Raw genomic sequence first — 23,204 nt, 5'->3', positions numbered from 1 at the left:
TTTTATCCCCTCTTTTTATTTAACCTTTATAATCTCCCCCGTATGTTCTAATCCATAACCGCCCATATTTTCTAATATTTCTTTAAATTCTTTAGATTTTATAACTTTTATAAATAGTTGTATCATACCTTTATCTAAATATTTCACAGGAACTAAAAAATCATATTCTTCTTCTCCTATAGGAATAAATTCTAAATCCATTGCCTTCGCTGCTGATAAAACCCCAACGCCTGCATCTGCTGATCCTGATGCTACTGCAGCTGCTACAGCCATATGGGTAGTCATTTCTCTGTCATAACCTATTATTTTGCTTGGATTTATTTTTCGTTTTTTTAGTTCATAATCTAGCAAAATCCTTGTTCCAGCCCCTCTTTGCCTATTTACAAATACAATTTCTTCTTTTAATAAATCTTCAAAGTCATAGATATTTTTTGGATTTCCTTTCTGAATAATAATTCCTTGTACTCTTTTTACTCCCTTTATAAGGGCCATATCTAGATTTGATAAATATTTTTTAACAAATGATACATTATACTCACCCGTTGTAGCATCTAATAAATGAATAGGAGCAATATGAGCTTCCCTACGTCTTAATGCCATAATTCCACCTAGACTTCCAACATGAGCAGATGATAAATCATAAAAAGCATTTTGTTTATGGATAAGATTTCCGATTAAATCCATAATCAAATCATGACTTCCTATAGATACAATCGTTTTATTGATTTTATTTAATGGTTTTAATAAGGATACTTCTATCTTTTCACCAGCCTCAACCCCTTCACTATTTTGAGGAATAACAAATACTCCATCAGCCCTTACAAGAGACATGCTTACACCTGCACCTCGACTAAGAGGGGTCGCAATCAGCTGCTCATCTACTCTTCCTAATTTAATTCTGACAAATTCCTTATGTTTTAAAGAAGAAACAATCCGCTTTGATAAAACAGCCTGAACTTTATTTGAATCATCCATATATTGTCCTTGATATTTTTTGATAAGAGGCTTTACAAAAGTATCAAATACAAAATAAGCAGAAACAGGATATCCTGGTATACCAATAACCGCCTTTTCATTTATTACCCCAAGTATAGTTGGTTTTCCTGGTTTTGTTGCAATTCCATGAACAAGTACCTCTCCTAATTCATCCACTAATTTTTTTGTATAATCTTTTGTTCCTGCCGAAGACCCAGCATTTATAATAACTATATGATTTTCATCTATTGCTTTTAAAATAGTACTCTTTAATAAATAATAATCATCTGGTACTGGCTTGTATCGATTAGGCTCTCCCCCTAACTCTTTTACAAGTCCTTCAAATACTCTAGAATTAGATTCAATAATTTTTCCATCTTCCATTTTTTCTCCTGGTTCAATAATTTCCGTACCTGTAGGAATAATACCTACTTTAGGCTTTTTATAAACCTTTAATTCATATATTCCTCCACTTAATAATGCACCTATATCTACCGGTCTGATGATGTGATTTGATGGAATAATCATCTCATTAGCTACAATATCTTCTCCTATAGGACGGATATGCTGCCAAGGAGAAGCTGCTTTTATTATTTCTACCCTTTCTTCATCTATTTCTACGACATCTTCAATCATAATAACAGCATCATAAGGCTTCTTTATTGGCTCCCCTGTATCTACATAAATAAAGTCTTTATTGATCTTAAGTTGTATTGGATTTCTTTCAGAAGCAAAAAATGTAGTAGATGCTTTTACTGCAATCCCATCCATTGCTGATGCATTATAATTTGGTGAAGAATATTTTGCAAATACAGCAGATGCGCTAACCCGTCCAAGAGAATCAATCACTGAAATAAACTCTTTCTCATGGTTTTTTAAATTTTTATTTATTCTTTCTAAAAAAATATTCAGTGCTTTTTCTACTGCAACATTTGAAAGATATAAATTGCGTTCTTTATTTTTCAATGCCATCCCCCTTTATAAAAGAATCACTTTTACCTTTTCTCCCTTTTTAACCCCCTCTTTATTTGTATCAATCTTTATATATCCTTCTGCCTTAGTCATTAATGAAATAGCTCCAGATTTTCCATGAATTGGTTTTGCTATATATTCATTATCTTTCTCTTCTATCCTGACCATTTGATACGTCTCTTTTCCTTCAGAAGAATGTATATTGGCATCACATATGGCATAAATCCCTATTTTTTTCTCATTTATAGAAAATACTTTATCTCTTAAGTACCCTCCAAATAATCGAAATACAACAATGGCAGAAACCGGGTGTCCAGGCAATCCGAATATAGCTGTATTCTCTACCTTCCCAATAATAGTTGGTTTTCCAGGCTTTATAGAAACTCCATTAACAAAAACCCCTACATCCCCAAAAGAATCTATCACTTTTTCTGTTAAATCCTTTTCTCCAACAGAACTTCCACCAGAAATAACAACAAAATCGTTCTCTTTTATTGCCATCTTTACTATATCTCTTAAGGTTTCATAATTATCCTCTACAACAATCTTTTTTGTAACTTCTCCTCCCATTTTAATAACCATTGCTGATAAAGAATAAGTATTAATATCTCGAATCTGTCCAAGCTTTACTTTACAAGTTATATCAACGATTTCATCTCCTGTTGAAATAATGGCTGTCTTTATTTTTTTAAAAACCTTTACTTTATCTACTCCAACAGCTGCTAAAGCCCCTATATCCTGTGATTTTAATTTTCTTCCTTTAGAAAGTAATAAAGAATTATTTTTTATATCCTCTCCCTTTTTAATTATCCCATCACCTGGTGCAACAGGATGATAAACTGCAATTGTCTTATTATCAAGATTTTCAACATACTCAATCATCACAACCCCATCAGCACCAATCGGAATCATTCCACCAGTAGGAACATAAGCTGCTTGCCCACTAATAATAGACAAAGTTGTATTCTCTCCCATTTCTACCTTTCCAACAACCTCTAAAAAGGTAGGCAAGCTCTCATTAACCCCAAATGTATCTTTTGAAACTACTGCATATCCATCTACTGTTGATCGATTAAATTCTGGTAAATCTATAGAAGCATATACATCTTCTGATAAAATTCTATCTAGAGCCTCTGTTATATTAATTACTTCAGTTCCTATATGAAAATGTTCAAAGTAATGATCTATTTTTTGTTTTACTTCTTCCACCGTATCTACATTTAAAAGCTTCATGATCTACCCCCTTTATGAAATCAAAAGCTCTCCTTGAATAAATGCTTTTGTAATATGGTTTTTAGGATTAAAAATCACTTCTTTCATACTCCCAAACTCTTGTACTTTTCCTTTATGCATAAAAACAACTTCCTTACAGATTCTCTTTGCTTGCTGAAGGCTATGGGTAATTATTATGACAGTTGTTTTTTCTATTTGGTTAATTTTTTTTATCATCTCTTCCATAATAGCAATAGAAGAAGGATCCATATTAGACATTGGTTCATCTAATATTAATAATGAAGGACGAAATATTAATGCTCTAGCCAAAGCAACTTTCTGCATCTCTCCTCCTGATAATGTCCAAGCCTTTTGATTCTTAAGATTCTCTATTCCAATCTCCTTTAAGATTTTGTTTACCTTATTATTTATAGCTTTTTTCTTTTCTTTTCGAATCATTAGTGGATAAGCAACATTATTAAACACTGTTGTCCTAAGTAAATAAGGCTTTTGAAATACTACTGTAATATCTTTTTGAGAGTATATTTTTTTCCCATTATAATAAACTTGCCCACTCGTTGCTTCTTCTAATCCTCCTATAATCTTTATCAATGTACTTTTCCCTGCTCCATTAGGTCCAATAATTCCTAGAATTGTTCCTTTATTGATATTTAAATATCCTACATCTAATACACGATGTCCATTATATTCTTTTACTAAATTGTTAATAGAAATTTGCATATTACTCACCCTGTTGAAAATTATAAAGTATACCATTAATGACAAAAGAAATCATAATTAAAACAATTCCAATTGCAATTGCCATCGAATAATCTCCCATACTCTGAAGCATTGCAATGGATGTCGTCATCACTCTTGTATAGCCTTTAATATTTCCTCCTACAATCATTACTGCACCTACTTCTGATATAGCTCTACCATATCCCGTAACAATCCCTGTAAATACGTTCACACGCAGCTCCTTTAAAAGTAAACTTAATGTTTGAAATTTATCGGCTCCTAAGGTTTTAGCAACCATTTTGATCCTTTGTCCTTTTTGCTTTGTCCCATTATAAACAATTCCTGTAATAATAGGAATAACCAAACAAGTTTGTGCAATAATCATTGCAGCAGGTGTAAAACTTAATCCTAAAAATCCAAAAGGCCCTTTTCTAGATATAAGCAAAAATACTACTAAGCCTGCAATAACAGGGGGCATACTCATGAGGGTATAGATTCCCCTAACAACAACTTTTTTAAATTTAAAGTCTACTATTCCTAAAAAAATACCTGCTGGCACTGAAAAAAAACTAGAAACAAAAGTAGCAGTGAGAGAAACATATAAGGATAACAGAATAATTTTATAAACTTCTTCATCAAAAGAAATCAAAAGATTATATGCATCCTTAAATCCTTCCCATATTTCTCCCACATTTATCACTCCTGTCTATCTTGCATTTGGAATAAATAAAGGTTTAGAAAATTTATCTTTTCCAAATGCTTTAATAAGCCCTTGTGCTTTTTCTCCCAAAATCCAATCTATAAACTTTTGTGCTCCATCATTATTAATCTTTTCATTTTTATTAGGATTTACGGCAATGACTCCATATTGGTTAAATAATTTATTATCTCCTTCTACAAGAATTTCTAAATCAATTTTATCTTTCATTGATAAATAAGTAGCTCTATCAGATAAAGTATATCCTTCTATCTCATTTGCCATCTGGATTACATCTCCCATTCCTTTACCAGCTGACAAATACCAATCTCCTTTAGGCTCAATTCCCGCTTCTTCCCAGAATTTTTTCTCCTTTTTATGGGTACCAGAATCATCCCCTCTTGATACAAATTTTGCATTCCCTTTATTAATTAATTTAAAAGCCTTTATTACATCATTCGATGCATTTTCATAAAGTTTAGCAGGATCGTTCTTTGGTCCAATTATCACAAAATCATTATACATAACATCAAATCTTTCTAAGCCATGACCTGCTTTTACAAAAGCTTCTTCAGAAGACTTAGCATGTACTAACAATACGTCTGCTTCCCCGTCTTCTCCCATTTTTAATGCTTTCCCTGTTCCAACTGCTACTACCTTTACTTTAATCCCTGTATCTTTTTCAAAAACAGGCAGTAGATAATCTAGCAAACCACTATTTTCTGTGCTTGTTGTAGTAGCCAAAATGATACTGCTGTTTTTCACTTCTTTACTTGTCTCCTCTGTTGGTGCTGTTTGTACGCAACCTGATAGTAAAGCTATTACCAATACAAGTATCAAAGCAAGACTAAAAATTTTTTTCTTTCCCAATTTCATTTTTATTCCCCCAATAAATTATAATTTATCCAAAATTTGTAACACTCTCTTTTATTCTATATTTGTTTTGATCAAAATTCAATAGAGAAAAGTTTGTATTTTCATAATATTAAAAATCTATAGATGATATAATAAACCATAAAGGGGGTATTTTAATGTTTACACTAGGTATTATTATCGCTAGTGATAAAGGTTATAAGGGAGAACGGATTGATAAAAGCGGTAAAATAATAAAAGAAATTATGGAGAATAATTATTATATAACAAAAAAATATACTATTTTGCCTGATGAACAAGAAATTTTAGAAAAAGAAATGATCCATATGTGTGACAATTTAGGTCTTGATTTGATTTTGACATCAGGTGGTACAGGTTTTTCAAAAAGAGATATAACACCTGAAGCCACTTTAAATGTAGTAGAAAGATTAGCTCCTGGAATATCTGAAGCTATAAGATACAAAAGCCTTCAGATAACTCCAAGAGCTATGTTGTCTCGAGCCGTATCAGGTATAAGGAAAAACACCTTAATAATCAATCTTCCAGGAAGCCCTAAAGCTGTTAGTGAAATTTTAGATTTTATAATACCAAGCCTTTCACATGGACTAGAAATTCTAAAAGGAACCTCATCAGAATGTGCTAAAGAAAAAGAGAATTGATCAAAAATTGATCAATTCTCTTTTTTAATATTATTCACCAAACTGTCTTAAAAGCCTTTCATTCAATATCTCTGCTGCATTATGTCCCATTTGTTTCTGTTTATGGTTTCTAGCTGCTGCCTCGATAATCATGGCCAAATTTCTCCCTGGCTTAATAGGAATAGTGATTTTGTGTACATTAACCCCTAAAATCTCCATAAATTCTTCATCCATTCCCAATCTATCATACTGCTTATCAGGACTCCAGTTTTGCATCTCAATAACAAGTTCAATCATTTTTTTATCTCTTACTGAACCTACACCATATAAGTGCTTAATGTCTAATATACCGATTCCTCTAAGCTCCATAAAATGTCTAATAAGTTCTGGTGCACTTCCTTCTAATGTATTGTTATCTATCTTCTTAATTTCCACAGCATCATCTGCTACCAATCTATGTCCTCTTTTAATAAGCTCTAGTGCAGTCTCACTTTTTCCAATACCACTTTCGCCAATAAGTAATATACCAATTCCATACACATCTACTAATACCCCATGCCTTGTTATAACAGGGGCTAATTTTTCTTCTAAATACGTCATTAACTGACTAATCAGTTTTGTTGTATTTATATTAGTTCTAAGCAAGGGACGATTAAATTTTTTTGATGCCCCTAAACACTCTTTATGAACTTCTAATCCTCTTGTTACAATGACACAAGGCAGTTGGTGTGAAAATAATTTTTCTGTTCTTTCCTTTCTTACTTCAGGTGTAAGGCTATCAAAATATGTCCACTCTACTTTCCCTACTACTTGTACTCTTTCATAAGCAAAATATTCATAAAAACCTGCTAACTGCAATCCAGGTCTATTAATATCACTCACTTCTATATTTATATCCGTTTTTTCAGGTTTATAAATTACTTCTAATTTTAAATCATTAATCAATTGATCAATTGTTACAAATGCCATAATACCTACTCCTTTTTTGTGTTTTTCTTTGAAAAATAATCTTTTATTTCTTTTGCAGCTCTTTTGTTCATGCCTTTTACTTGACTCAACTCATCTATAGAAGCTTTTTTTATTTTTTCTATTGTCTTGAAATATTTTAACAATGCAATTCTTCTTTTTTCTCCAATTCCTGGTATTTCTTCTAATATTGATTGCACTGCTGTTTTTCCTCTTAAGCTCTTATGATAAGTAATCGCAAACCGATGGGTTTCCTCTTGAATTTTCCCAATCAGTTGAAAAATAAGCTGATTTTTTTTTATATTTATTATCTTACCATTATAAACTAAATCTTTTGTTTTGTGGCGATCATCTTTTACCATTCCCGCCATAGGAATATTAAGTCCTAATGCATTTAATACCTCTTTAGCTGCATTTACTTGTCCTACTCCTCCATCTATCAATATAAGGTCAGGAAATTTAGAAAACTTCCCTTCTTCATCTATAATTCCTTTTTCCTTCATATTATCTTTTTCTTCTATTCCCCTTTTAAATCTTCTGTAAATAACTTCCTGCATACTCCCATAATCATTTTGGCCCTCTATTGTCTTAATTTTAAACCTTCGATAATCACTATACTTTGGTTTTCCGTTTTCAAACACAACCATTGAAGCAACTGAATTTACTCCTTGAGTATTAGAAATATCAAATGACTCTATTCGAAATAAAGGTTTTGAAAGATTTAAATACTCTCTCAACTCTTTTATAGCACCCTCACTTTTTTCTTTATCTTTTATAATCTTATCACGAAATTTTGATAAAGTATCTACAGCATTTTTATATACCAATTCAAGAAGTGCTCTTTTCTCTCCTCTATGAGGAATTTTTACCAATACTTTCGAACCTTTCTTTACAGAGAGCCATTTTTCAATGACATCAAGGTCATTGATTTTTTCCTGCAATAGAATTTCCTTCGGCACAAAGGCTGCACCTGCATAAAACTGCTTTATAAAAGCACTGATAATTTCTCCTCTTTCCTCATCTTCTCTTGCACTGAGCATATAATGTTCTCTTCCTATTAGTTTTCCACCTCTTACAAAGAAAACCATCACACATATATCCTTACCCCCTCTTGCCATAGCAATCAAATCCTGGTCTATATCAGAAGCTAAAACCATTTTTTGTTTTTCCATAATATTATTAATGGCAATGATTTGATCTCTATACTCTGCTGCTTTTTCAAATTGCATAGAGGCTGCAGCATCCTTCATTTTTTTTTCTATTTTTTTTACTAATGCTTCATGTTTTCCCCCTAAAAATAGTACGATTTCATCAATCATTTTCATATATTCTTCACTATCTATATGTCCTTGACAAGGACCTAAACATCTACCTATATGATAATTTAAGCAAGCTCTATCTTTATTTTTTTCAAGATTCTTATTACAAGTTCTTAATCGATAAAACTTTTTTAGCATTTCAATCGTATTATTAACTGCTCCTACATTAATATAAGGACCAAAATACCTAGCCCCATCCTTAATAACCCTTCGTGTTTTGAAAACCCTTGGATATTTTTCTCCTATAGTAACCTTTATATAAGGATATTGCTTATCATCTCGAAGAAGTACATTATACTTAGGCCGGTGCTTTTTAATAAGATTAGCTTCAAGGATTAATGCCTCTACCTCTGAATCTGTCAAAATATATTCAAATTCAGAAATATTTCCTACCATAGCCAAAACCTTAGGAGAATGATTTTTAGAAGACTGAAAATACTGCCGTACCCTGTTTTTTAGTGATATTGCCTTACCAACATAAATAATTTCACCAGTAGAATCCTTCATCAAATAAACACCAGGCTTTTGGGGTAATTTTTTTAGTTGTTCTTTTATATCAAACATATCTACTTCCTCTCATTTTTTTTAAAGTTTTCAATACATTTATTTTATCAAAAATTAAGCTTTAATGATTTATTATTTCCTAGTCATTTTAAAAATATGTATACTTTTTAAAACGTTTGACAATACTCTAGACATAGAACTTTTGGAAAAAAAGAAAATATAAAGATAACAAAAGTTATCTAATTATTATGAATGAAAAATAAAAGTGAATAATTGCAAAGCTTTAATAAAGAAAACTTGATGAATAATTTCAGAAAAATTCGTAGGCTCAGCATGGATGCTAAGCCAGCAGCCTACAAGACAGGACGTCTTGATTAGGTGCGTTAGGATTTTTCGAAATTATGAAGCTTTGTTTTCTATAAAGCTTTGTTTATGAACGTTATTTTTCAATTCATTGATAAATATAACTTTATCAACAAGCTAAGATAACAAAAGTTACCTACAACAACATTTAAGGAGGAATAACAATGAAAGCTTTTTTAAAAAAATTTTCAATAATTTTAAGCATCATCTTTATCACATCATCTATAGCAGTTGCAGGAATTCCTTTAGAAGAAGTGTCCGCTTTTATTAAAAATACAAAAATAAAAATCCAAGACAATTCCCCTCTCCCTATAAAAACAATACTATATAAAGGCAATATATATATACCTTTAGAAGCTATATCAAAGATGAACTGTTCATTTTCTTTAGATGCAAAAAATAATACAATAATCTTAAAAAATAATCTTTTATTTAAAGACTTTAAAGCTGCTGATCCTTGGAATGATGAAATTTTTGCCTATGGAGAAATCCGAAATATTAACAAAAAAGAAAGAACAATAACTATCGAACAGCACTTTGATGATAACAGCATCAGCATAGAACCAGATATAAAAATCTCAGAAAATATAGTTATTATAATTAAGCGTAATGATAAGAAAATGAATCTAGATTTTAACGATCTAAGAGTTGGAGATATTGTTGGCGTTGTACTCACAAAGAATAATATTGCCCGGGGAATGATAATAAACAACTAAAATTTTTGTTTTTCATCATATTCTTGCAATTTTTGTTTTTTTTTGATATTATGTTTTAAAATAAATACATTAATTGGCAAACTTATCGAAAGGTAAGGACGCAAAGCTATGGGTCTAAAGAATAAATTCTATGACTGCCAGGCTGCTAAAAGTTTATAGGCACCTGAAAAAGGTGCTTTTTTTAATCTAACGTATGGGGGGACAGCTATGAAAAAAGGAACAATAAGAAACAAATTGCTTGTCATGATTGTTTTATCCATAATAATTCCTATGAGTTTATTAGGGTATTTTTCCTATTCAAAATCACATGATCTTTTAATGGAAAAAATGGTAAGTACATCTACTCAATTGGTTGAACGAATCAATATGGGACTAAGCGAATTTTTAAAAGGAAAAGAAACAAGTGTAAATATATTATCAAGCAACATCAATTTTAAAAGATTAATCCAAAGTTCAAATGACAACTACTATAGCAGTCATGAATTAGTCATGAATATATTAAAAAATGTAAAAGAAAGTGATTCAGAAATTATGAATACATACTTTGGTTCTAATAATGGTAATATATATATTTATCCTAATCAAGCAATTCCAGATGGATATGACCCTAGACGAAGGCCATGGTATAAAAAAGCTTTAAATAATAAAGGAAAAGTTGTATGGACAGACCCATATAAAGATGCTACATCAGGAGATGTTGTCATTACTGTTGCTAAAACAGTAATTGATAATGATAAAGTTATAGGGGTAATCGGTGTTGATATAAATCTTCGTCTTTTATCAGAAAATCTATCTAAAATAACCATAGGCAATGAAGGATATATTTATGTAACCGATAAAAATGGCATAATGATCGCTCATCCAAATAAAGAACTAATTGGAAAAGATGACTTTAGAAAACTTAGCATATGGGAACAAGCTCATTCTAAAAAATCAGGATTTTTTGAGTATTTATTTAAAGGAAGAAATAAATTTGCTGTTTTTTATACAAATCCAATTACAGGATGGAAAATAGTAGCATCTATGGATCATGATGAACTTTTAACAGATACAAACGTTATTAAACATTTTACAATATTCGGCATTTTCATAGGAATTATTGTCGCTGTTATTCTATCTTTATTTATTGCTAGAAACATCTCAAAACCACTAAATCGTGTTAAAGAAGTTATTCAAATAGCTTCAAAGGGAGATTTAACCGTAAGAGTGCCAATATCCTCTAATGATGAACTTGGACAAATAGGAGAAAGTTTCAATGAGATGCTTATTAATATTGGGAATTTAATAAAAAATGTAAAAAGTGCTTCACATACTGTATTCGAATCTTCTGATTCACTAACACAAGTAACAGACCATACTGCCGCTGCTATTGAAGAAGTAGCAAAAACAATAGAAGAAATAGCAAAAAGTACTAGTGTACAAGCAAAAGATACAGAAAATAGTGCTGTCAATACAAAAGAATTAGCAGATAATATTGAGTTGGTTTTAGCATCTACAGAAGATATAGAAACAATTACAAAAGAAGCAGATCAATTAAGCAATCAAGGCTTAAATACAGTAAAAGTTCTAATAGAAAAAAACAACGAAAACAGTGAAGCTGCTATGCATGTAAATGACATTGTTTTAAAAGTAGATAAAAGTTCAGAAGAAATCGGCATTATTACAGAAACCATTGCACAAATTGCAGAACAAACAAATTTATTAGCATTAAATGCTGCAATCGAAGCTGCAAGAGCAGGCGAATCAGGCAGAGGTTTTTCTGTTGTTGCTGAAGAAATACGAAAGCTTGCAGAACAATCTTCAAAAGCAGCAGATGAGATAAAAGATTTAATTACAAACATTCAAACCCAGTCAAAAACAGCAGTTACCACAATGATAAAAGCAAAAGAAATAGTTCAAAAACAAGATGAATCCGTAAAAGAAACAGAAAAAGTTTTTAATCAAACATTACATTCTATCCAGTCTTTAACAGAAAAAGTTTCTCAAATCAAAGAATACAATAAAAATATGGAAGAGAAAAAAAATAAAATATTAGATATTATTTCAAATATTTCAGCTATGGCTCAGCAAACATCAGCTGCCACCCAGCAAGTATCTGCTTCAACAGAAGAACAGCTTGCAGCCGTAGAAAGTATTTCAACAAATTCAAATAATTTAAAATCACTTGCAGAAAATCTTCAAAAAACGGTAGAACTATTTAAGATAGAAGAATAAAAGCCTAGAAAATCTAGGCTTTTTCTAATATTTTCTTTAGGTAAATACCTGTATAAGACTGAGGAAGTTTTGAAATTTCTTCTGGAGTTCCTACTCCTACAACTTGACCCCCTCTATCCCCTCCATCTGGTCCTAAATCAATAATATAGTCACATGCCTTTATCACATCAAGATTATGCTCAATTACTAAAACAGTATTTCCTCCTTCAACAAGCCTGTTTAGTACTCCTATTAATTTATGAATATCTGCAATATGAAGTCCTGTAGTAGGTTCATCTAAAATATATAATGTTTTTCCAGTGCTTCGTTTGCTAAGCTCTGTTGCTAATTTCACCCTTTGGGCTTCCCCACCGGATAGCTGGGTAGATGGTTGTCCTAGTTTTATATATCCTAATCCTACTTCATATAAAGTAGATAGCTTTCTTTTTATCCCTGGAACATTTTCAAAAAACTTTAATGCTTCTTCAACAGTCATCTCCAATACATCTGATATAGATTTTCCCTTATATTTTACTTCTAAAGTTTCTCTATTATATCTCTTTCCTTTGCATACATCACAAGGAACATAAACATCTGGTAAAAAATGCATCTCTATTTTAATAATTCCGTCTCCTCTACAAGCCTCACATCTTCCCCCCTTTACATTAAAGCTGAATCTTCCCTTTTGATACCCCCTAATCTTTGCTTCTGGAACCTTTGCAAAAAGATCTCTTATTAAATCAAATACACCTGTATAAGTTGCTGGATTTGATCTTGGGGTTCTACCAATAGGAGATTGGTCAATATCAATTACTTTATCGATATGCTTAATTCCCTTTATGTCTTTATGACTTCCAGGTTTTTGTTTGGCTCTATGAAGCTCCATGGCAAGTCTTTTGTAAAAAATCTCATTGACTAAAGTACTCTTTCCTGAACCAGAAACCCCTGTTACACAAGTAAATACTCCTAATGGAAACTTTACATTGATATTTTTTAGATTATTTTCCCTAGCTCCCACTACCTCTATCCATTTTCCGTTTGGTTTTCTTCTCTCCTTTGGAACTTCAATCTTTTTCTTCCCCGATAGATATTGACCTGTAATTGAATTTTCACATTTAATAATTTCATCTACTGTTCCTGCTGCTACAATCTTTCCTCCATGTTCTCCTGCACCTGGACCAATATCAATAATATAATCTGCTGCATACATGGTATCCTCATCATGCTCGACAACAATAAGGGTATTTCCTAAATTTGTTAGATTTCTAAGGGTTTTAATAAGCTTTTCATTATCCTTTTGATGTAGTCCAATACTTGGCTCATCTAGAATATATAAAACCCCAACCAAGCTTGAGCCAATTTGGGTTGCTAATCTAATTCTTTGAGATTCTCCACCTGATAATGTTCCAGCTGAACGAGATAAAGTCAAATAGTCTAATCCTACATCTACTAAAAAGCCTAATCTTTCATTTATTTCTTTAAGAATCTGCTTTGCAATCATTTCCTTTTTTTCAGAAAGAACCAAATTATTAAAAAAGTCTCTTGCTTCCCTAATAGAAAACTCTGTTACTTGTGCTATATTTTTGCCGCAAATTTTTACGGATAAAACTTCTTTTTTTAATCTTGCTCCCTTACATGAATCACAAGGATTAAGAGCCATAAACTCTTCTATCTTTTCTCTCATATAATCAGAATTTGTTTCTTTATATCTTCTTGATAAGTTATTAATAATCCCTTCAAAAGGAGCTTTGTATTGTCTTATTCCACCGAATTTGCTTTCGTATTTAAATTCTATATACCTATCTCCTGTACCATAAAGTAATTCATCTATAAAAGCTTTTGGCAATTTTTCAATAGGTGTATCCAAATCTAAATCATGTTCCTTTGCTAATGCATTAATCATTTCAAAATAATAAGTTCCTTCCTCGCTGTTTGCCATAGGTGCAATTCCTCCTTCTTTAATACTTAAAGAAGGGTTAGGAATCACCAAATCTGGATCAATCTTTCTAATATATCCAATCCCATTACAATCAGAACAAGCACCATAGGGACTATTAAATGAAAACATCCTAGGCTCTAATTCTTCAATACCAATTCCATGCTCTGGACATGAAAATTTTGTACTAAAAGTTAAATCTTCTCCATCTATCACATTCACAACAACCAAACCTTCTGATAAGGATAATGTTGTTTCAATGGAATCTGCTAATCGATTTTTAATTCCTTCTTTTACAATAATACGATCTATTACTACCTCAATGGTATGCTTTTTATTCTTCTCAAGCTTAATCTCATCATATAGTTCTTTTATTTGACCATCTATTCTTACACGAACATATCCTTCTTTTCTTATATTTTCTAAGATCTTTACATGTTCTCCTTTACGACCTCTAACTATTGGTGCTAATATTTGAATCTTTGTTCTTTCAGGTAGTTCCATAATCTTATCTACAATTTGGTCTACTGTTTGTTGAGAAATCTCAATACCACATATTGGACAATAAGGGGTACCTACTCTTGCAAACAAAAGTCTTAAATAATCATAAATCTCTGTCACAGTTCCAACTGTAGAACGAGGATTTCTGCTAGTAGTCTTTTGGTCTATTGATATAGCAGGAGATAATCCTTCTATATAATCTACATCAGGCTTTTCCATCTGACCTAGAAACTGTCTTGCATAAGCAGATAAACTCTCCACATACCTTCTTTGTCCTTCCGCATAAATTGTATCAAAAGCCAAAGAGGATTTTCCTGAACCACTTAGCCCTGTCATAACAACAAACTTGTCTCTTGGTATTTCTATATCAATATTTTTTAAGTTGTGCTCTTTTGCACCTTTTACAAATATACTGTTCTTAGACATATTTTCACCTCTGTTAAAGATTCTCTTTTAGTTCCATTATTTTATCACGAAGATTAGCTGCCCTTTCAAACTGTAAATTTTCTGCAGCCTCTTTCATTTCTCTTTCAAGCTTTTCAATCAGTTTATTAATCTCTTTCGGCTTCATATCTTCTATTTCTTTATTTATTCCATACTTAACAGAATCCTCAGCAACCTTTGTCGCTTCTATTACATCTCTTACTTTCTTTACTATTCCTTTTGGCTTTATATTGTATTTTTCATTATATTCCTTTTGAATCTTCCTTCTTCTATTTGTTTCATCAATAGCTCGTTTCATAGAATCTGTAATTTTATCAGCATACATAATCACTTTTCCATCTATATTTCTAGCAGCTCGTCCTATTGTTTGAACTAAAGAGGTTTCAGAACGGAGAAATCCTTCCTTATCTGCATCTAAAATAGCTACGAGTGAAACTTCAGGCAAATCTAATCCTTCTCTTAATAAGTTTATTCCGACCAAAACATCAAAAACGCCTAATCTCAAATCTCTTACAATCTCCATTCTCTCTAGTGTATCAATATCAGAATGTAGATACCTAACCTTAATATCAACATCTTTAAAATAAGCAGTTAAATCCTCTGCCATTTTCTTTGTAAGGGTAGTCACCAATACTCTTTGGTTTCTTTCTATTACTTGATTAATTTCTCCAATCAAATCATCAATTTGACCTTTTATAGGTCTTACATATATCTTAGGATCAAGAAGTCCCGTAGGTCTTATGATTTGCTCTACTGTATTTTGACTATGTTCTTTTTCATAAGGCCCTGGCGTTGCACTTACATAAATAATTTGATTTATTAATCCTTCAAACTCATCAAAATTAAGAGGTCTGTTGTCATAAGCTGAAGGCAATCTAAATCCATATTCTACTAGGTTTTCTTTTCTAGCCTTATCTCCTGCATACATACCCCTTATTTGTGGGATTGTAACATGTGATTCATCAACAATTATTAAAAAATCATCAGGAAAATAGTCAATCAACGTAAAAGGCTTGCTACCGGGTGGTCTTTGAGAAATATGCCTTGAATAATTTTCTATTCCCTGACAAAATCCAACTTCCCTAAGCATCTCTATATCATACATAGTTCTTTGCTGAATCCTTTGAGCTTCAATAAATTTTTCATTTTCTTTAAAATATTTTACTCTCTCTCTTAATTCTTCTTCTATATCAATAATTGCTTTCTCCAGTTTTTCTTTTGTAGTTACATAGTGAGAAGCAGGAAAAATAGATACATGATTTCTTATTCCTATTATTTCTCCTGTTACTATATTTATTTCTGTGATTCTATCGACTTCATCTCCAAACAATTCTACTCTTATAGCATGCTCTGCTTCATTAGCAGGAAAAATTTCTACCACATCTCCTCTAACTCTAAATGTCCCACGTACAAAATTTATATCATTTCGTGCATACTGAATATCTACTAACTTTTTTAATATCTCATCTCTTCCCTTAATCATACCAGGTCTTAAAGACAACACTTGATTTTCATAATCTATAGGATCTCCTAATCCATATATGCAAGAGACACTAGCAACAATAATCACATCTTTTCTTTCAAATAATGCAGCAGTAGCAGAGTGGCGAAGCTTATCAATCTCATCATTAATTTGTGCATCCTTTTCTATATAAGTATCTGTATGGGCAACATAAGCTTCTGGTTGATAGTAATCATAATAACTTACAAAATATTCAACAGCATTATTTGGAAAAAACTCTTTAAATTCACTACACAACTGTGCTGCCAATGTCTTATTATGAGCTATCACTAAAGTTGGCTTTTGAACCTTCTCAATAACATTTGCCATAGTAAAAGTCTTTCCAGAACCTGTAACCCCTAAAAGGGTTTGATGCTTTAATCCCTTATAAATCCCATCACTTAAAAGCTCAATAGCCTTAGGCTGATCCCCAGTAGGTTTATATTCTGAAACAAGCTCAAATTTTTTCATATCAAAACCCCTCTATTTTACTATTATTATATAGATAACCCTCATTAACATGAGCGTTATTTTTCATTCATTAAATAAACACAACTTAATTTCCCAAACATTTGTTCGTACTTTTCATTATATCTTTTCCTAATTATTAAGTCAATGATACTGTACCAGTTTATGTGTAAAAATTTGGTATAGCAATAACCCTTGTTCCTATGCCACTTTAAGCCTACTTTAAGTCCTTCTACAGTCCTACCTTTTCATTTGATCATTTTCAAAGAAACAGGAATAGTATATAATGATAGAATAAAAATAATAATACTTTAAAATATAAAAAATGAAGGTGAGTAGATTTGCTATCCTATTTTAATAAAAAAACTATTTTTATCTGTATTTTATCCGTATTGATTCCATTTATCATCTATAGCTTTTTAAATTATATAATAAAAGAGTTTAGCTTATTGTATCCTGCTCTAACTTCTATAATTTTAGGATTTTTATGCTTTTATAAGTTAAAAATAATTGATCAAAACATAAAAAATATGTTACATGTTAATAAAGAAATGGAAAAGTATAATGAAATGAAAGATGTAATGCTTCAAATAAGTAACTCAATTATTCACATGAAAAATATGGATGAACTTTTACAGCTTTTTGTGGATAGTATTGTTCAAATTTTTGATAAAGCAGATACTGCAAGTATTCTAATAAAAAATGATGATGGTTTATTTGAATATAAAGCTGTTCATGGTTTTGATCTAGATAAGCTTTCTGAAATAAAACTATCAATAGATGAAACATTTTTAGCTAGTACAAACTACAAAAAATCTATTATAATAAAAAACCCAAAGCTTTTTAATTATAATAATATAAAAAAGTATCATTATAATCTATTAACCAATCAGCATGCTTTAGATATAAAATCTACAATTTGCACACCTATTCTGATTGATGATCAGCTATATGGCATAATCAATGTGGATAGTATCTATCAAAATGTTTTTTTTACAAAAGAAGACCTAGCCATAATGGAATATTTAGCAGGCCAGCTTTCTGTTTCTATGAAAAATGTACTTCTTTTTGAAAAAACCTTATTTTTATCTAGGTATGATGGTCTGACAAAGCTATATCACCGTCACTATTTTGATGAATTATACAACAATATATTTGAACGTGCTAAAAGATATAATGAAAAATTCTGTTTATGTATAATAGATCTAAACAATTTCAAACAAATAAATGATAAGTATGGGCATCTTGCTGGAGATTTAGTAATTCAATATTTTTCAGATATGTTAAAAAAGCATGTAAGAGCATCAGATCTAATAGGAAGATTTGGTGGAGATGAGTTTATATTACTTTTCATAAATACAGATAAAAAGCAGGTACAAAAAAAGCTAGCATCTCTTTCTAAAATAATAAGCCAAAATCCATTAAGCTATGAGAATAATAAATTTTATGTACAATTTAGCTATGGGATTTCTTCTTTTCCAGAGGATTCTATTGATCACAAAGCATTAATAAAAATAGCAGACTCTAGAATGTATAAACATAAAATTAGCAAAAAAAACATGTAATTTTACATGTTTTTTTTGCTAATAAATAATCTTTTTAAAAATTTTTCTATAATACTATAAGAAGACTCTAAATCAAAAACAACATTTGAATCTTTTGGTACAACTACAATTCCCAAACTATTAATACCTCTCTTATAATCCTTATACTCTAATTTTCTTATATTCCCTTTTATATCAATAACATCTATCCAAATATAAGGCGGATAATATTTTAAAACTTCCTGTATATCCAAAGGGTCACTTACAAGTTGATTATTTATCTTAATAATAACATCTCCAGGCTCTAATCCAATATTATTCCCCACTCCATTTTCTACATCTAATACAGTAACACCCATTGAATGTCTTCTAAAAATTGGAATTGCCTTTTTCTCCTCTCTTTGCCCATAAATAATCAAATACTCATGAGCTAAAGGAGCAAATAAAGCTGCAATAAACTTAAAAAAATATACTTTTGTTGATATAATAGATAAACTCAACAAAATCAAGCTATAAAAAAACAACCTTTTTGCAGATGTTTTACTCTTTTCTTTTGGAGTAGTAGATCGTGCCACATCTCCATATCCAAGAGCAGCAACAATACAAGAAATTTGTAGAGGAATATTATTAACATCTATACTTGCCTTAAAAAGTGGCCACCAATTAGGAAGATTTATCTCCTCTCCTCCTTGCAATGGTCCTATTGCTAAAAGCAATACAGTAAAAGGAATAGGCCAAAACCTCTGCAAGGTAAAAGCTCCTACCACACCATACCTTTTATCTTCTACAAACATAGGCATAGCATATTTATAGCCATCAAAGTAAATTAAAATACTTTCAATCATATGAAGAATAGCTACAATAGCAATAATACTTGAAACATTTAGCTTTGGAAAGCCTAATATCAAACTAGATAATGCTAGTAACCCACCTGAATAAGAAAAGCATATATAACGAATATCAATAAGCATCAATAAAATTGCCAAAGGAAGGATAAAATGAAAATCACTTGCATCAATAGTAATCCCTAAAATCATAATAAGAATACTTCCTATGATTCCTCCTAATAAACCTGCTTTTATTGCACTAAATATCATATCTTTTAAGGAGCTTCCTTTTCCTAGTACTCTTATTCTCATCTTATTAAGCTTTCTATACTGCACAGCAACTAAAAAAATAACCATCCAAAACAAAGGATTTGCAAATATGGTAAACACTGTAAGTAGTGCCATCTTTAATAACTCTAAAAATGGAATCATCAAAACGCCTCCTTAGCAGCCTTATATTAAAAATATTGATGCCAAAATTTTTATTTCAGCATCAATATCTCTAGTTTAATGTTTTGCTATTTTTTGTTTTAATACTGAAATTCCCTTTTGTAGCTGCACATCTTCCTCATCTGTCAGATCTACACGTTCTTTCAATTCTTCTGGCAGATCAATAAAGATATCTGGCTCGATTCCTTTTCCATGGATGTATATTCCATTAGGTGTAAAGTATTGGGCCGTTGTTAATTTGAATCCTGTTCCGTCATTCAGAGGTTTTACCTGCTGCACCAATCCTTTTCCAAAGGTTGTTGTTCCAATTAAAGTTCCTGATTTTGTGTCTTTTACAGCACCTGATAAAATCTCTGATGCACTAGCACTTCCTCCATTTACTAATAATACAAAAGGATAATCTACATGTCTTTTATCAGATTTTTCATATTTACGATGTCCTGTTCTATCTTGGGTATATACAATAACTTGTTCTCCTAATAATCTATCTGCAATCCTTACACATTCTGATAAAAGTCCTCCAGGATTATCTCTTAAGTCAATAATAAGCCCTTTAATATTCTTCTTCTCAAGCTTTGCAAGATGCTTTAAAAAATCATCCGATGTTTTTTCATCAAACATGGTAATACGGATATATCCAATTCCATCTTCTAACATTCTTGACTTCACAGTTTTTAATCTTATTTCTTCTCTTCTTAACTCTACAGAAAAAGGTTCTTTTTTCCCTGGTCTCATAATGGTTAAATTTACTTTTGTACCAGGCTTTCCCTTAATCATTGCTACAGCCTCATCTAATTTTTCTGCTGTTACTTCCTTATCATTTACCTTTATAATCTTATCTCCAGATTTCATACCAGCTCGCTCTCCTGGTGTATCTTCTATAGGGGCTACAACTGTTATGAAGCCGTCTGTTCCTGGTGTCATAATAACACCAATTCCTCCATATGTTCCTTTGGTATGTTCCATAAAATTGCTAAATTCTTTCTTATCCATATAAACAGAATAAGGATCCTCTAAAGATTCAAACATTCCTTTTATCATACCATCCTCAAATTTACTCACATCTACTGGTTTATAATAGTTTTCTTCTATAAATCCTTTTAAGCTTAATATTTTTTTGTAGCTTTTATGGATACTTTTAAAGTATTCATAATTCTGTTTTGAAATAATCACCTTATCTCCTAATGTTAATCCAACGACATTACTTACTGTAAAAGTTAAAAAAGTGGTTATTAATACAAGTATAATTGCTCCTACTGCTGCCCGTTTTTTACTTATCATAAATCTCTTCACCTCAATATTATTTTAATAAACCAGCTCTTAATAAAAATGTTACATAAATATTTTATTCTTAAACGAAATTGAATATAACAACGTATTTTCCATAGATGGTAAAAACTTTTATTTCTAATTATACCATCTATTTCTAACTTTGCAAATTAAGCATAACTGGAACTGCCAGATGATCATCTGGCAGTTTGACTTTTAATATAATCTTTCATCTCATTTAGATAACCTTCTAAAATTTTATTAATCACTTGATTATCAACAGAATCCATCTTTATTTTATCAATGCTCTTAATTGGCAAAACATTTACAGAAGTTCCACTCATAAAAGCTCCATCTAATGAAGCTATTTCTTTTTCATGGATAGCTTTCTCTACTACCTTTATATTTAACATCTTACAAACCTTCATAATATAATTTCTTGTTACACCTAATAATACATCTTTTGCAGGAGCTGTATAAACTACATCTTTCTTTACAAAAAACATATTAGACCTACTGCCTTCCATAATATATCCATCTTCATTTACCAAAAGTGCTTCATAAGCATCAGCCTTTTTTATTGCTTCATTCACACATTCTCTTAAAGATGTATTTAAAACCTTTGCATTCGGATTTTCTCTCTCAGAATAAAATAAAATCGTATGTATTCCCTTTTTATAAAGAAATGGCTCTGGATAATGACTCTTTACAAAATAAACAAAAAAATCTTGCTCTTTTTCATAAAGATTGCTACAAAGCAATTTTACATTCATCTGATTACATTTATTTATCTTAATAAGCTCAAAAATTTCAGCTTTTATTTCTTCATCTGACTTTTCTAGCTTTACCCCTAATAAATCTAAAGATTTTCTAAATCGTTCTAAATGATCTTCTAAAAATAAAGGAATACCATCAATAATTCTTATAACTTCATAGATAATAGGAGAAATAATATTATCAAAAACCTCAATACTATCCGTAGAACATTTCTCTCCATTATATATATAATAATTCAAAATCGCTTCTCGTTTCATATTATCACCTCAATATGCAAATATGCTTATATAGATAAGCAATATCAAAGTCATTCACTTATCTTTTTTATATTTCATTTTCTATAATAAAAGATTATAAAAAAAATAGCAAGCGAATACACTTGCTATTTTAACAAATGGTGCCCAGAGGCGGAATCGAACCACCGACACGGGGATTTTCAGTCCCCTGCTCTACCGACTGAGCTATCTGGGCAAATTGGTGGGCCTTCAGGGACTCGAACCCCGGACCTGCCGGTTATGAGCCGGACGCTCTAACCAACTGAGCTAAAGGCCCCAATATATGGTGGGCTTGGGAGGACTCGAACCTCCGACCTCACGCTTATCAGGCGTGCGCTCTAACCACCTGAGCTACAAGCCCTTATGGTCGGGGTGGCAGGATTTGAACCCGCGGCCCTCTGGTCCCAAACCAGATGCGCTACCAAACTGCGCTACACCCCGATATGTATATTAAACATTGGCAGGGGCAGAAGGACTTGAACCCTCGGCACGTGGTTTTGGAGACCACTGCTCTACCAACTGAGCTATACCCCTGTGAATGTGAATTAGAACTTGGTGACCCATCCGCGGCTCGAACGCGGGACACCTTGATTAAAAGTCAAGTGCTCTACCAACTGAGCTAATGGGTCATATCTGGCTGGGGTAGCAGGACTCGAACCTACGAATGCCAGAGTCAAAGTCTGGTGCCTTACCGACTTGGCGATACCCCAACATTTTTGGCGGGTCCACAGGGATTCGAACCCCGGACACACGGCTTAGAAGGCCGTTGCTCTATCCAGCTGAGCTATGAACCCATATTGGAGCGGATGATGGGAATCGAACCCACGCTACCAGCTTGGAAGGCTGGAGTTCTACCATTGAACTACATCCGCAAAATTTAAAGTTGGCGACCCGGAAGGGACTCGAACCCTCGACCTCCAGCGTGACAGGCTGGCATTCTAACCAACTGAACTACCGGGCCAAATTATTGGTGACCCATCCGGGAATCGAACCCGGGTTACCGCCGTGAAAGGGCGGTGTCTTGACCGCTTGACCAATGGGCC

16 protein-coding genes, 11 tRNA genes and 1 riboswitch are annotated in these 23,204 nt (G+C 31.8%); of the genes, 4 read left to right on the top strand and 23 right to left on the bottom strand.

The genetic code is table 11. The features are described from left to right. Positions 1 to 15 precede the first annotated feature (15 nt). From FQB35_RS03880 to FQB35_RS03860, 5 genes are read right to left on the bottom strand one after another with little or no spacing between them, the layout of a single operon-like run. Positions 16 to 1,941, bottom strand: coding sequence for a molybdopterin biosynthesis protein (locus FQB35_RS03880; RefSeq protein ID WP_231701851.1), 1,926 nt, complete (start codon positions 1,939 to 1,941; stop codon positions 16 to 18). Positions 1,942 to 1,953: 12 nt separating this feature from the next. Beyond that, the gene (locus FQB35_RS03875) at positions 1,954 to 3,180 is read right to left on the bottom strand and encodes a molybdopterin molybdotransferase MoeA (RefSeq protein WP_148808723.1); all 1,227 of its coding nucleotides are present in this window, start codon (positions 3,178 to 3,180) and stop codon (positions 1,954 to 1,956) included. A 12-nt stretch (positions 3,181 to 3,192) separates the two neighbouring features. After that, on the bottom strand, positions 3,193 to 3,900 hold the full coding sequence (locus tag FQB35_RS03870; RefSeq protein WP_148808722.1) for an ATP-binding cassette domain-containing protein: 708 nt from the start codon (positions 3,898 to 3,900) through the stop codon (positions 3,193 to 3,195). Between the two features lies 1 nt (position 3,901). Further along, positions 3,902 to 4,591 carry an ABC transporter permease gene (locus FQB35_RS03865; RefSeq protein WP_148808721.1) on the bottom strand — a complete coding sequence of 230 codons (690 nt, stop codon included), beginning with the start codon at positions 4,589 to 4,591 and terminating at the stop codon, positions 3,902 to 3,904. A 15-nt stretch (positions 4,592 to 4,606) separates the two neighbouring features. Beyond that, positions 4,607 to 5,473: a substrate-binding domain-containing protein gene (locus FQB35_RS03860; protein ID WP_148808720.1), complete on the bottom strand. Its 867-nt coding sequence runs from the start codon at positions 5,471 to 5,473 to the stop codon at positions 4,607 to 4,609. A gap of 155 nt (positions 5,474 to 5,628) precedes the next feature. Between FQB35_RS03860 and FQB35_RS03855 the strand changes: the two genes are divergently transcribed. After that, positions 5,629 to 6,129, top strand: a complete 501-nt coding sequence (locus FQB35_RS03855; protein ID WP_148808719.1) for a MogA/MoaB family molybdenum cofactor biosynthesis protein — start codon at positions 5,629 to 5,631, stop codon at positions 6,127 to 6,129. A gap of 30 nt (positions 6,130 to 6,159) precedes the next feature. Here FQB35_RS03855 and hprK read toward each other — a convergent pair whose 3' ends face one another. Together hprK and uvrC are read right to left on the bottom strand one after the other, a co-directional pair. Continuing rightward, the gene (hprK, locus tag FQB35_RS03850; RefSeq protein ID WP_148808718.1) at positions 6,160 to 7,077 is read right to left on the bottom strand and encodes an HPr(Ser) kinase/phosphatase; all 918 of its coding nucleotides are present in this window, start codon (positions 7,075 to 7,077) and stop codon (positions 6,160 to 6,162) included. Between the two features lie 5 nt (positions 7,078 to 7,082). Beyond that, complete coding sequence (gene uvrC, locus FQB35_RS03845; RefSeq protein ID WP_148808717.1) at positions 7,083 to 8,957, bottom strand: excinuclease ABC subunit UvrC; 1,875 nt, start codon at positions 8,955 to 8,957, stop codon at positions 7,083 to 7,085. Positions 8,958 to 9,424: 467 nt separating this feature from the next. Between uvrC and FQB35_RS03840 the strand changes: the two genes are divergently transcribed. Next, entirely contained in the window at positions 9,425 to 9,976 is a 552-nt protein-coding gene (locus FQB35_RS03840; RefSeq protein WP_148808716.1) for a hypothetical protein, read from the top strand. Between the two features lie 65 nt (positions 9,977 to 10,041). Then, positions 10,042 to 10,126: riboswitch (cyclic di-GMP riboswitch) on the top strand. 57 nt (positions 10,127 to 10,183) lie between these two features. Continuing rightward, on the top strand, positions 10,184 to 12,190 hold the full coding sequence (locus FQB35_RS03835) for a methyl-accepting chemotaxis protein (RefSeq protein ID WP_148808715.1): 2,007 nt from the start codon (positions 10,184 to 10,186) through the stop codon (positions 12,188 to 12,190). Between the two features lie 13 nt (positions 12,191 to 12,203). Here FQB35_RS03835 and uvrA read toward each other — a convergent pair whose 3' ends face one another. Together uvrA and uvrB are read right to left on the bottom strand one after the other, a co-directional pair. Beyond that, positions 12,204 to 15,032 (bottom strand): excinuclease ABC subunit UvrA, encoded by a 2,829-nt coding sequence (gene uvrA / locus FQB35_RS03830; protein ID WP_148808714.1) that lies wholly within the window; start codon positions 15,030 to 15,032, stop codon positions 12,204 to 12,206. A 13-nt stretch (positions 15,033 to 15,045) separates the two neighbouring features. Next, the gene (gene uvrB, locus FQB35_RS03825; protein ID WP_148808713.1) at positions 15,046 to 17,022 is read right to left on the bottom strand and encodes an excinuclease ABC subunit UvrB; all 1,977 of its coding nucleotides are present in this window, start codon (positions 17,020 to 17,022) and stop codon (positions 15,046 to 15,048) included. A 446-nt stretch (positions 17,023 to 17,468) separates the two neighbouring features. Here uvrB and FQB35_RS03820 point away from each other — a divergent pair, with 446 nt between their 5' ends. Further along, complete coding sequence (locus FQB35_RS03820) at positions 17,469 to 18,584, top strand: sensor domain-containing diguanylate cyclase (protein WP_148808712.1); 1,116 nt, start codon at positions 17,469 to 17,471, stop codon at positions 18,582 to 18,584. 2 nt (positions 18,585 to 18,586) lie between these two features. On the opposite strand, the gene FQB35_RS03815 is transcribed toward FQB35_RS03820, so the two are convergent. From FQB35_RS03815 to FQB35_RS03750, 14 genes are all read right to left on the bottom strand, one after another. Further along, on the bottom strand, positions 18,587 to 19,822 hold the full coding sequence (locus FQB35_RS03815; protein WP_148808711.1) for a PDZ domain-containing protein: 1,236 nt from the start codon (positions 19,820 to 19,822) through the stop codon (positions 18,587 to 18,589). Between the two features lie 75 nt (positions 19,823 to 19,897). Continuing rightward, positions 19,898 to 21,121 (bottom strand): S41 family peptidase, encoded by a 1,224-nt coding sequence (locus FQB35_RS03810; protein WP_207707336.1) that lies wholly within the window; start codon positions 21,119 to 21,121, stop codon positions 19,898 to 19,900. 185 nt (positions 21,122 to 21,306) lie between these two features. Continuing rightward, positions 21,307 to 22,143, bottom strand: a complete 837-nt coding sequence (locus tag FQB35_RS03805) for an aminotransferase class IV (protein ID WP_148808710.1) — start codon at positions 22,141 to 22,143, stop codon at positions 21,307 to 21,309. 138 nt (positions 22,144 to 22,281) lie between these two features. Beyond that, positions 22,282 to 22,357 (bottom strand) — tRNA-Phe (locus tag FQB35_RS03800). Positions 22,358 to 22,361: 4 nt separating this feature from the next. Then, positions 22,362 to 22,438 (bottom strand) — tRNA-Ile (locus FQB35_RS03795). A 7-nt stretch (positions 22,439 to 22,445) separates the two neighbouring features. Next, positions 22,446 to 22,522, bottom strand: a tRNA-Ile gene (locus FQB35_RS03790). Between the two features lie 3 nt (positions 22,523 to 22,525). Beyond that, positions 22,526 to 22,602 (bottom strand) — tRNA-Pro (locus FQB35_RS03785). Between the two features lie 17 nt (positions 22,603 to 22,619). Next, positions 22,620 to 22,695 (bottom strand) — tRNA-Trp (locus FQB35_RS03780). Between the two features lie 19 nt (positions 22,696 to 22,714). Further along, positions 22,715 to 22,790 (bottom strand) — tRNA-Lys (locus tag FQB35_RS03775). 5 nt (positions 22,791 to 22,795) lie between these two features. Then, positions 22,796 to 22,871 (bottom strand) — tRNA-Gln (locus tag FQB35_RS03770). A gap of 7 nt (positions 22,872 to 22,878) precedes the next feature. Further along, positions 22,879 to 22,955, bottom strand: a tRNA-Arg gene (locus tag FQB35_RS03765). 4 nt (positions 22,956 to 22,959) lie between these two features. After that, positions 22,960 to 23,033: transfer RNA gene (locus FQB35_RS03760), tRNA-Gly, on the bottom strand. Positions 23,034 to 23,045: 12 nt separating this feature from the next. Then, positions 23,046 to 23,122: transfer RNA gene (locus FQB35_RS03755), tRNA-Asp, on the bottom strand. 7 nt (positions 23,123 to 23,129) lie between these two features. Further along, positions 23,130 to 23,204 (bottom strand) — tRNA-Glu (locus tag FQB35_RS03750).

Origin of the sequence: Crassaminicella thermophila (assembly GCF_008152325.1) — a bacterium.
Classification (GTDB): domain Bacteria; phylum Bacillota; class Clostridia; order Peptostreptococcales; family Thermotaleaceae; genus Crassaminicella_A; species Crassaminicella_A thermophila.
The sequence above is the reverse complement of the archived record's forward strand: the minus strand, read 5'-3'. Positions and strand labels throughout refer to the sequence as shown.